This is a genomic window from Paenilisteria newyorkensis, from assembly GCF_000766145.1.
GTDB lineage: Bacteria > Bacillota > Bacilli > Lactobacillales > Listeriaceae > Listeria_A > Listeria_A newyorkensis.
Genome location: NZ_JNFB01000013.1, coordinates 67,388 through 79,018 on the forward strand (window position 1 = coordinate 67,388; position 11,631 = coordinate 79,018).

9 protein-coding genes are annotated in these 11,631 nt (G+C 39.6%); 1 reads left to right on the plus strand and 8 read right to left on the minus strand.

Translation table 11 applies throughout. From position 1 onward, the window contains the following. Positions 1-12: 12 nt before the first annotated feature. From EP58_RS07580 to EP58_RS07610, 8 genes are all read right to left on the minus strand, one after another. Entirely contained in the window at positions 13-846 is an 834-nt protein-coding gene (locus EP58_RS07580; RefSeq protein ID WP_036092009.1) for a hypothetical protein, read from the minus strand. Between the two features lie 30 nt (positions 847-876). Further along, a complete protein-coding gene (locus EP58_RS07585) occupies positions 877-1,692 on the minus strand; it encodes a C39 family peptidase (RefSeq protein ID WP_036092046.1) in 816 nt (271 codons plus the stop codon). A gap of 98 nt (positions 1,693-1,790) precedes the next feature. Then, positions 1,791-5,834: a SpaA isopeptide-forming pilin-related protein gene (locus tag EP58_RS07590; RefSeq protein ID WP_052171401.1), complete on the minus strand. Its 4,044-nt coding sequence runs from the start codon at positions 5,832-5,834 to the stop codon at positions 1,791-1,793. Between the two features lie 145 nt (positions 5,835-5,979). Then, complete coding sequence (locus EP58_RS07595; RefSeq protein WP_036092010.1) at positions 5,980-6,975, minus strand: hypothetical protein; 996 nt, start codon at positions 6,973-6,975, stop codon at positions 5,980-5,982. A 242-nt stretch (positions 6,976-7,217) separates the two neighbouring features. After that, complete coding sequence (locus EP58_RS17500; protein WP_159106217.1) at positions 7,218-7,370, minus strand: hypothetical protein; 153 nt, start codon at positions 7,368-7,370, stop codon at positions 7,218-7,220. Positions 7,371-7,515: 145 nt separating this feature from the next. Further along, entirely contained in the window at positions 7,516-7,887 is a 372-nt protein-coding gene (locus EP58_RS07600) for a hypothetical protein (protein WP_036092011.1), read from the minus strand. A 110-nt stretch (positions 7,888-7,997) separates the two neighbouring features. Next, positions 7,998-8,279 (minus strand): hypothetical protein, encoded by a 282-nt coding sequence (locus tag EP58_RS07605; protein ID WP_036092013.1) that lies wholly within the window; start codon positions 8,277-8,279, stop codon positions 7,998-8,000. A 479-nt stretch (positions 8,280-8,758) separates the two neighbouring features. Then, complete coding sequence (locus tag EP58_RS07610; protein ID WP_036092015.1) at positions 8,759-9,310, minus strand: hypothetical protein; 552 nt, start codon at positions 9,308-9,310, stop codon at positions 8,759-8,761. 814 nt (positions 9,311-10,124) lie between these two features. On the opposite strand from EP58_RS07610, the gene EP58_RS07615 reads away from it, so the two are divergent. Then, a complete protein-coding gene (locus EP58_RS07615; RefSeq protein WP_036092016.1) occupies positions 10,125-11,003 on the plus strand; it encodes a helix-turn-helix domain-containing protein in 879 nt (292 codons plus the stop codon). The last annotated feature ends 628 nt before the right edge of the window (positions 11,004-11,631 follow it).

Here is an 11,631-nt window from a genome sequence, read left to right on the forward strand (position 1 = left end):
TATTTTTCTCTTTTAAAGACCTTCTGATCCTTCTTTTTCCCCAGACTCTGTTGAACTACTTTGATAATCGTTCGTTCCATACGCATCCTTATATAGCTCTTTCAACGTGTCTTCTGTTGGTGCATAATCACCATGCTTGTCTTTCTCCAAATATATTGTGAATATCATTGGTTCTTGAACAACTGGAGTCACACCCCCGTGCTCATAATAATGAGTTAGGCTCCAAAAATTCACGAGTTGCATCACCGTGTTTAACTCCTTGCTGTCAGTTCCGTTATACTTGTATGCGTCTGGTCCCAAGTATTTTTCAGTAACCTCACGAGCTGCCTGACCTAATCCTTTGCCGGCTAGCCCTCGAACAGAAACTTTTACTTCTGCGCCTTCTTCTGTTACTTCGCTACTCACCGTCGTGTAGTCATCAATATCATGATACATATCAACCATCGTCTGTGCGTATCCATCTAAGATTTCATTTGACGTGTAAGTGGAGCCAGATGATGTTTGCAATAACCAATCTTCCGGAATATGAAGCGAGCCATTTTTGCGGAATAGATCCAGCTCTGCTTCTTTAAATTGTTCGGGACTTAAATGCGTTAATTCTTTGACACGGCTTGTTTTATCTTTAAATACAATGTCCATATAGGCTCTTGCTGCGACCTCTGGATCAGAAAAGGAATTCTCTGCTGATAGCTTCTCCTTAGCCACTACTTCACTTTTTACTTCTTCTGCAGGTTTTTCTTCTGTCGTTCCTTTTGTACCATTACCGCAGGCTACTAATGAAAAGACGGTCATGGTTGTCATGACCGCGAGACCTGCTTTTTTGATCATCTTTTGTTGTTTTATCATGATTAACTCCTTCTAAATTTTTATCGTAGATTAATAACTCAAGGCGCGTTTGGATAACGCACCGAACGCCTTATTAAAAGCTGTTTTGCTGATTTTTACGTTCTTTTTCGCTGTCCATGGATCGTTGTAGTAGTAGTTGCTACTGTCATAGCCTGTAAGCGCTACACAGTGGACGTTAAAACCGCCTAATTTCGCCCAGACAACGATTGGTCTACCTTGTCGTAATTTCGCCTCTAGCGACGCATTAGAAGCTCCTGTCATGTTGACAGCAGAGCCGGCATATTTCTTTGTTAAATTCATGAGTGCTGGTGGATAAATCGTATACCCTTTCGAAGTATACGGATTGCCGACATACCCCTTATTTGGATCGCTGGCATGTCGTGGCATCTCCTTGGCCAACTTCGCTTTATCGACCTTGGCGCCTTTATATTTTAAGACCATTGTCAACGAAACGATTTCGCAACCGGTTGGTAGGTCTGGTCTTTGCGCAATAATTGGCACGTTCAACAACACTTTCGTTGCAACGGCTGGTGGTTTGGGTTTTGCTGGTGTGACGGGCTTGGGTGCTTTGGTTGTTAAATAGCTGCCGGATACGTAAGCATTCTTTTTATTGAACGTGATTCGGTGCCATTTCCCTGATTTCGCTAAGCTGCTTATTTTCGCGTTCTTCTTTAACCATCCAACGGCTTTGTAGTTTGTTCCTGGTCCTGATCGAACGGTTAGGTCGGCCGTCGTATAGTATGTCGTCGCTGCGGATACGCTTGCTGTGCTAATCGTACAAAGTAAGAGCGCAACTACCACCCCTAAAATAAAGCGTGTGAGTGCATCTCTTTTCGTTTTCCTCATCGTCACAACTTCTCTCCCCCAATAATGTATATTTTCTTACGTCTGAAAATATCAAAAAAAAGAGACTGGCAGTTGCCTGTCAGCCTCTCAAATGGTGCTTATTCGTTCGTTGTTTTTTTACGTCTTGCGAAAAGTGAGATACCAGCCACACCCACTAATAGAGAACCTACTACAATAAGTAGCAATGGATCTTGATCCCCTGTTTTCGGCATTTTACCGATTTTGCTCACTGGTTGTGGTTGAAGATCGTTGAAGTGTACGGTTTGTCCTTTGTCATTTCTATCTTCATGTTTTGCGATTAATTCATTGGTGTCTGGCGTGTAGAAATACTCGTAGAACACGATATCTTGTCCGGCTAATTTCTTGCCATCCAAGATCATTTCTACCACGTAGTTACCATTCGCTGTTTTCGGTGTGAAGGCTGTTGTTTTACTTTGAATCACTTCTCCAGTCTTCACATTGACTGCTTTTGTAATTACTTTGACTGTTTTACCAGGAACCATGTCTGTGTATTTCATGGTGTCTTTTACTTTTACCGGTCCTGTTGGATTCGATGCTTTTTTACCATTTTCGAATGTCGCTTGTGTGCTTAGTTCAGGTTTTGTGAATCGAACCGTTTGCTCTTTGTCCTTCGGATTTTCATGCTTGGCAACTTCTTTGCCGTTGTAGTGCAAGTATTCTAAGAATACAACGTTCTTGCCAGCGAGTTTGCTGCCATCTACAGGTAATTTCACTTCATATGTTCCGTGCGATTGTGTTGGTGTGAATTTCGTTGTCGTAGATGCATAGACTTCATTGATATTCGCTGGATTTACTGCTTTTGTAATAACGGTATATTCTTTACCAGGGATCAACCATTTGTAATTGATTTGATCCACGAGAGTAGTATTCGCCAATGGAAGCAATGCTTTTTCGCCGTTGATTCCAGTTGCTTTTGTACCGATTTCGATTGGCACACGTTTGTTGACCATTTTAAGACTAATTTTTTCACCATTCGTTGCGGCACTAACTTTGAAGCTTACTGGCGTTGTATCAAGAACATAGCCTGTCAGCGTTTTTGTTTCTACGAAGCGATAATCGCCCGTTGGAATAGCAGACAAGGAGATTTTGCCGTCTTTATCTGTTGTGTAGCTGGCCACTTTGACATATAGCCCGTTTTGTAGTTGTTCTAAGTCGAAGGAAACGCCTGCTAGTGCTGTTTCGTGTGCTTCTGTTTCCACATCTACTTTGACTAACTCCACGTCTTGTTTTGCTAATTCGTTTAACAAGGATACTTCGTTGACTGCTTTCGTTGCTTCTTCGCCGTACAATACTTTATCTTTTAGAATGCTGATCTCGAATGTTTTTGCATTGTCTTTTGCTTCTAACGTGAAATCGTATGCCTTCGTATCGATGTTATGCGCTGATCCAGCATCTAATTCTTTTAGTGTGTAGTTACCGTTCGCTAATTTTTGTTGGATGGTTGCCACGCCGTCTTGCACGGTTGCGTAACCGAGTAAGTCACCTTTTGCAATAATCACTTGATTGTTGTACGCATAATCTTGATTTGCATACACGCCGAACACTTTATTGTTCGCCGCTTGTTGACCGTAGATTGGTTTCCCGTTCATCCAGCCAGCTACCGTTTGCTCGTCTTTAAATACTTTTACAGCAACATCTTGTAAGGCATTTTCAGCTTTGACAGATGTTGATGTGATCGCAACGTCTTGGCCTGCATATTTCACTTCAAACGCGACTGGTTCACCGATAACGTATCCAGCTGGCGCTGCTGTTTCTACGGCTTCATATTGGCCAGCGTAGAAACCTGCATCTGTTACGATTTGACCATTTTTATCGGATGTTCCTGTTGTTACGACTGTACCTTTTGCATAACGGACCGTGCCGTCTTTCGTGATGATATCTTCTTTCGCAACAAAATTAAATGTTGCTCCAGCAAGTGGTTTTTGTGTGTATTCTCCAGTTACGACTTCACCATATTTGCTGTCTTTTTTGTTGGCGCTTGTTAGGACTTCTCCTGTTTTAGAGAGCGTCACAATCGATTTTTGTGGTTTATTGAAGAAATCAACTGTAATCACGCCATCTTTGACCGTGCTGTCTGTTACTGCAAATTTCAGTGGTGTTTTGTCTAATACATAGCCGTTTGGTGCGCTAACTTCGTATAACTCATAGTTGCCGGCTTTTAATTCCGTTGGTAGTACTAAATAGCCTTCGTCATTTGTTTCGAATTCTGTAATTGTTACAGGTTTTGGATAATTGACTTTCTGGGAGATAAATTCGCCAGTGCTTAGATCTTTGACTTTGAATGTTGTACCGGCCAAAGGAATCGTTTTGCCTGTTTCTTTGTCTTTCTTGATGATTTTTACAAGCCCTTTCACATCCCCATCGACAATATTGTACATTAATGTCTTGTTGTGTTCTTTGATTATGACAGGGAAATCACCAATTTTGATATGTCCTGTAGGGGTTTTGGATTCTTTTGCGATATACTCGCCGTATGGGATGCCATCAAAACGTAGATGACCATTCGCATCCGTGATTGCTTTTGCGACTTCTTTTCCAGTGGCTACATGAATCAATGTGAATTCAGCGCCCGCTAATTCTGTTAAGAAGCCTGATCCACCTTCGTTGGAATGCGCATATTTGTTGATTTCAATATTTCCTTTAATAACGTCATTGGTTGCGACTTTATCCGTGAGAACTAACGCTGTGTTTTGGTCTTTATACGTTAGACTGAATGGGAATGTTTTCGTTTGTAGATTGTAACCCAACCCTGCTTTTGTTTCTTTCGCTGTGTAATTACCTAATGGTAATTTCTTAGATGTTGCTTTGCCGCCTTTGATGACAACGTGATCCACGATAGCGCCTGCAGCGTTTAAGATATCAAATTCCGCGCCATCGAGAACCGCGTCCCCTTGTGCTTTTGTACCAGTTTCACTATCCTCTTTTGTTAAAGTAACTTGACCTAATACAGCTGTGTCTGTGAAGGTAACGGAACTTGTCTTCGTTGCGATGATTTGAATATTTTGAGATACAGTAGACACTAGATAACCGTTTGGTGCTGTGATTTCATTGATAGTGTACTTACCTTGCATAAGATCTTTAACCAGAAGTTTTCCACTAGCATCCGTCGTTGGTGTTGCGACTACTGTACCTGCGCTATTTTTTACTTCGAATTTTGCGCCAGCTAGTAGGGATGTGGTGTCGTTACCTTTTTTAACGATTTCTAAATCGCCCAATTGAGCTTCAAAAGTCGCTTTCACACCATTTACTGTTATAGGATCACTAACATCACCAGCACTTAATAAATCTTGATACCCACCTGTTTTAGGCGTGAATTTTAAAGATGTTGGTTCCCTTACATCTGTTGGTACTGTTAGATTTATAGTTCCGCTATAATTAGCATCTGCAACTAGTTTGAAATTGTCTTTAACATCTAACTTTACAGTACCTGTATACTCTCTGCCATCTGGAGTAACAGCTTTTACACCACTTGGTAAGTTAAGCGTGTACTTGTTGTTACTACCCGTAGATTCAGTTTGATACCAGCCTGTTTCTTGACGTTGCGAAGTCGCGTTCCATGATGCAGTCTGTACTTTGTTTTTGATATCAAATGTCCCAGCGGGTGCTGTTTTATTCTTCGCATGATCTAATAGATATTTTACTCCGCTATCACTTTTCATTGCGGGGCTATCGAACGCACCTAAATAAACATTCAGCGCAACGTAAGTATCTACGTAATTTTTTTCTGATGTTCCGTTATTTGGATATCCGTAGTACAGAATATTATAAACGCCTTCATCATGATAAATTGCTTCGGCATACTCTATGTTAATTGGAAATGGCAAATTCGGATCGATACAAAAGGCGGGTTTCCCGCCAACTGTAATATAAGCTGTGGAAGTCTCATACCCACCATATGTTGCGCTCATTTTACCACTCGAATTACCTGTTGACCTTAACAAACTTGCTCTTGGATTTACAGAGCTTGTAATTACTTTACCTGTCGTCGTTTGACCAATTTCATAAGCATTTTGATCCGCCCATGTTTTAATTGCAAATAACGGCGAGATGAAAACTTGCATTAAAATAGCCACTACCGTTAGTAGTGACAACACCATTTTGAAATTCATTTTTTTTACCACTTTTTAATTTCCTCCTCTTAATTTCGTTGTTATTATTTGAATATTACCACCGAAATGTAGGTGATCTAATTCTCATCTCACTACCCCTTTCGTTTTTAACCAAAATAAAGAAGCATTCACTTAAGAATGCTTCCATACTAACTATTTACCAACCCGAAAGGATTGTTGTTCCTCCGCTATGCGGATTTGGAACTTCTTTGTTCACAGTCCCTTTACTTCCGCCATCAGCTGGCTCTTGCTTAGGTGCTTCTTTTACATTTGACGACTCATTGTTGTTTGATTCAGAGCTTGATTTATCGGAATATGAACTCGAACCACTAGATTTCGAAGAAGAACTTGCCGTACTTTTACTACTTCCGCTTGCAGGTGTACTTGAGTTATTATTATCTCCAGATGGCGCTTGATAACTCGATGATGATTTCGAGTAATTAGATTTATTGTTATTTTTACTGCCTCTGGATACTTCATTAGAAGCTACCTCATTATTAGATTGGCCTGACGATTCTTGTACACTTGATTGGGGCGCTTCTTTCGTTTCATTTGTTGCAACTACCGCTTGTTCTTTCGCAACACGATCCGCTTCTGCTTTTTGTTTCGCCGCAATATCTGCTTTCAATAAATTAGAAGCGATGATCCAGCCTTTGTTTAAATTCGCTTTCGCCAGGTTCTGCGGCACACTATCGATGGCTTTTTTGACAGCTGTCAATTTCGCTGCATCTACGCCAGTAGCCAATACTTTTTGGTTAGCATCTTGAAATAATGCTTGTGTTGCTTTTTGCGTTCCTTCTATAGAGGCATATAGCACATTCGCTTTGGCAATATCACCGACAAGCGCTCCTTTTAAATCTTTATTATCCAATGCGTCGGCTAGTTGTTTAGCTGCCGTTGCTTTTGCTGGTGTAAAATCATCCGCTAACAACACTTTTTTGTCATCCAAGTAAAGAGCTGCCACCGCATTTTTTGCAGTCGTTTCTTTTTCAACCGTTTGCTTCTGTAATAAATCGGCCGCTTCTTTTTCCTTTTGTGCTTCGACCCTTGATTCTTCTTGCGCTTTCGCCTGTTGTGAGTAAAAAATACCCGTTCCTGCCCCAGCGACGAGCGCTATGCTTGTTAAAACAATCCATAATTTCTTTTTCTGCATCTTCCATCATCCCCTCTTTTTTTGGTCCTTCAAATAACGCTATATACCATTGTTCTAATCGATGATACGGTAATAGTTCTAATAGGTCATAATCGATGCTCAATAAAAAATGTAAACTTTCGACCAACACATATTTTTCTGTTTTTTCAAGTTGTTGTCCTTTTTCTGCTACTGCCATATCTGTCCCCACCTTCACTCCTCATTTTACAAGATTCCCCTGTAAAATCCAAGCATTATTTTATTTATGATTCATGGGATGGTGCCGGTGGAATCCAATCCAATTCTTCGACCTCACCAGCATAATACGTTTTTCGTACAGGGTCTCCCTGCTCTACTGGAATCGTTGCTTTATCCGATACACAAAGACTTTCTCCTAAAAACATATCCAAATTCATGCCTACCACTCCTTTCTTTTACTATTATGTTACGCCGTTAGCGAAACGGAGAACGGCACACCGTGAAGGAAAAGGGTCGACCTTCACATCACGCACTCCCCGCTTCGCTAACAGCATAACGGCGTTCGCTTGTTCACTCGTTGGATCAAACATCCTTCCAGGAATCCAGCTTTTCTTTAATGAGTATTTTTCTTGGCTCACTCGCAGAAAAACGAATCGCATAGTAAGTTCCGGATGAGAAAGCAATAATATCGTAAACACCTTTCCAATGTGGGTTCGTCGGCTCTAGTATGATGTAATCTTCTTTACGGCAATTAAATTCTTCTTGTACTATTTTCCCTATCCAACGGTGACGTCTTTCTTCGACAATAGCTGCACAAACAGCATAGAAGACTAAAAAGACAACTCCCACCACCATTAAAATGAAAATAAATAGAATTATTCCAACGGCTTCACCGCCTATCGACAAAAAAGAGAAAACTTTATCGATTATATTTTCATCTTGCGCGTAATCCATCGCTGCCCACTCCTTTTTTTCAGATGCTGTGAACGAAACAGGGGCAAAAAGCGAGTAAAAGGGAAAACTCGAGAAAAATACCCTGCTTCGTTCACAGCACCTAAATTACTTCATGAAGATTGCTCTTCACTCCGAAATAGCAAGACAACTTTATCTGCTAAGTTCTCTAGCCACTCCAGTTCCATAAAAACAGGATTATCTCCTGCGCCTAGAACATCATAACGAACAGCTAAGTCAATCCGATTATGGACGGCAATAAGTTTTTCATGACGTTCTACAATACTAACTTGTATGAACCCTTTGTCCGCTCCGCAATTGCTATTGCTGAAATAAGCGCCTAGGATATCTCCTTCTCGGAAATCACTGCCTGATGCGTTTTGTATCGCTGTCATCTGACACACCATCTTTCTTCACTTTTGTACATCTCACTGGTATCCACCCCATATGTACGAAATCATTCTGTTTTTCACAAAATGATACAATAAGCATTTTAGGCCACCGGAATGCTCCAACCCTGTATCAGCAAGCTATGTCCCATCATCGTGACTCGCTCCCTTTCCATTCAGGAAAGATCGTGGCAAGGCGCACTAGAAACATCTGATACTGTTTTACCGTTTATGGCGTTTAACGGTCACCTGTGGGTACGGTGGTTTAACGAGCTCCCACCAAACGATCCATCCAACAAGACTAGTACCAATCAGCTTGCTGGGTAACAAGATAAAATTCCCTTTCGGGGCGAAATCCCTTGTTACGATTTGTTATATGATTGTCAACGATCAGATAAAACTTACACTTACTTGTTGTACGGAATTTGTTTCGGCTCCATATCGTGCAAGGAGATGATTCCGTACATATGCGGTGGATACCTCATTTACAATCCAAGGCTTTTCGGACAATACCCTTCTTGATACCGGAGCTCATGCCCCTGATTTTTACGTTTTGCGATGACTTTATTTTTAAAGGTTCTGATATTGCGCACCTCGTAATACAAATCCACAAAAGGAACGATATCCCATGATGGTGCGATGCGTACGGCCATTACTTCATCAAACGGTCGATCTAAGGATGCCACATCCACAATCCATTCCTCTTTATTGAATAATTTCACATACACGCGGTCTATGAAACGAAAATCTCGAGAAGTAATCATGTCCATTTTTTTCTTGGCGACGATCCGGCGTGTCCGATAGCGTTTTCCATTACCTAAACGAACGAGCTTGGAATAAGGCGGACGCGTTGCTTCTTTCACCGTTCTTGTTTTGTCAACAACTTGTATCGGCTGGCTGGCTTTAGTAGCAGCAATTTGTATATTCGTAGACACCAGCATGGCGCGTAATACGGGCACATCTGGATTATCTGGATTGGTGTTAATCTTTGTTTGTAACTCCTTTTTTTCTTCCTGTAAGGATAGTAGATCCAACATTATTTTTGCCCCCTTTTTAACTTGTTTGATAAATACCGGAGAATGAATCAGCACGTTGACGTTCAAATAAAAACAAAAAAGCGCCCTACCACAGTTAAGTGATAGGGCGCTTCACAGATCATTCTAAATAGTCTCCTCCTGAAAAAAGTATACAAAGGTACCAGGATTAATAAATTTAGAAAACAACGTCGATTTTTAGTGTCATACTAATATCTACACTAAGAACAAACATTCCTTCCCAAATGTCGCTATTTCTGTTAGAATGTCTAGTGAGACGGCCTACAGCTATGACTGTTGGTCGGTGGTGTGAACCACGGGCTCTTAGGTAACTTGACTTGCCGGAAAAGTTGCCTTCGGGCCTCTCGTTTAAATTTAAATCGTCAACGTACTTCTTCTTGAATCACATTTACTGTACCATCAACATTGGAATTATGCAAATACTTTTTGTAAAAAAAGTTGTTTTACATATGGGAACGCTATCAAGAAGTATCACCAAAAACCTGATTACAGCTAGACTTTGCTATTGAAAATTTTTTCTATTAAAAAAAAGGAAATTATGTTAAACTTAATAAGAGTTTTTGTTTAAAGTGAGCCTATTATGCTGTGATAGGCTTCTTTTTTTATTGGATCTTTTTATCTAGCCGCCAATAACCCCGTTACTGAACACACTAATAATTGTTGCTGCATTAATCAATAGCAATGTAATCACTAAAATCACCTCCTAAGCATTATTTTATCATGAATATAAGAGATCCGACCAAAGTACCCGAAAAAAGGTACTCAATTAAAATTTTATTTCAAAGGAGTGCATTGTATGGATTTAAAGCAGTACGGAAAAACCATCAAAATGATTCGTGAAAACTTAAATATATCGCGCAAGCAGCTTTACGATGGTGTAATGGTCAAATCAAATGCACAGCGTTTTGAAAAAGGTGAACAAGACTCCAGTTTCGAAAAAGTTTCCATACTTTTGGACAGACTTGAATTATCATTTGATGAGTTTATTTACATCCATCATAAGTATAAAGAGCCCGAAAGAGAGCGATTTTTACATGATTTTGTAAATTTAAAAGATACAACAAATACCACAGGTATTATGGATCTACATCATAAGATAACGAGAGCAGGTGTGGCAGATGATACATCATTATTAGGACGCTTACGCATAGTGCTAGAAGCATTTGAATTATATAACAAAGACCAACATTTCGAAAATGCCAAACAACTTGTGGAACCAATTTGGAAGCAACTGGAACAAAAAGATACCTGGTATTACAACGATATTTTAATCATGGCCAATATATATTATGTGCTAGAAGACGAAGCCGTAGTAACTAATATCACCAAAATGTTGAAACAAATTAAAAAATATGCTGGTTATAAAAACTCAGTTAACTTAGATACAGTCATACTTTTAAACTATTGCGTGTATCTCTCAAAACGTGGAAGAGTGCTAGAAACAGAACCTTATGTACAAAGAGCATTAGAAAATGCTAAGAAATATAAACAAACGGATTATTTAATTCAAGCAAAAATGAAACTAGCAGAATTATTATGGGCTCAAGGGAAAAAAACAGAAGCAACTGAAATTGCTGAAAAAATGTTCATGGTTCTAGAAAACCTTGATCGCTTGGAACTTTTAAAAGATTTTAAACAAGACTGGGAAAAAATAACGAGTGAAAATCGCGATTAGGTAATAACTTCGCGATTTTCACTCGTTTAATTTTAATTGCATTATATATCCCTCTTTTATTCAAAATAAATGCTCATTTTCTAATCTCCAATTACCCATGGTGACATTCCCCTTCACTCCTTCTGATGATCTCTGTATTCCTGATAGTTGTGCAAAAAAACAAATAATCTAACTATTCATTAAAAATTCAGCTCTTTGCATTACAGAGAGTAGACACTCTCACAAACAATCTGTGAAAGTACATATTCTCCCTATCAATCAAGCGTAGCACAAAATAGATCGAAAAGACCGTTTCTGTCGTGAACGTAGTGATTTCGTTCGTAAACGCTAAAAACAGGTCTTTTTTTAGTTATTATCATAACTAAAAATACGACTCTTCTCCTTGTGTAGCCTACTTTAAGAATAGCTTCAATGCTGGATTTTTGGGAATAATGTTCCTTATTTCTAACAAAGTCAGAATATACACTAAAAATCTAAAATCACCTGTTTAAAGGGGTAGCACAAAAAAACTCGTATTCGGGGTAGAACCAGCATCTCCGCGTAAATCGGACATTACGTAATATTCCGAATATTACGCGATGCCCGATTTACTTGTTCCTTATAAATGTATTCTCTTTTTCATATCAAT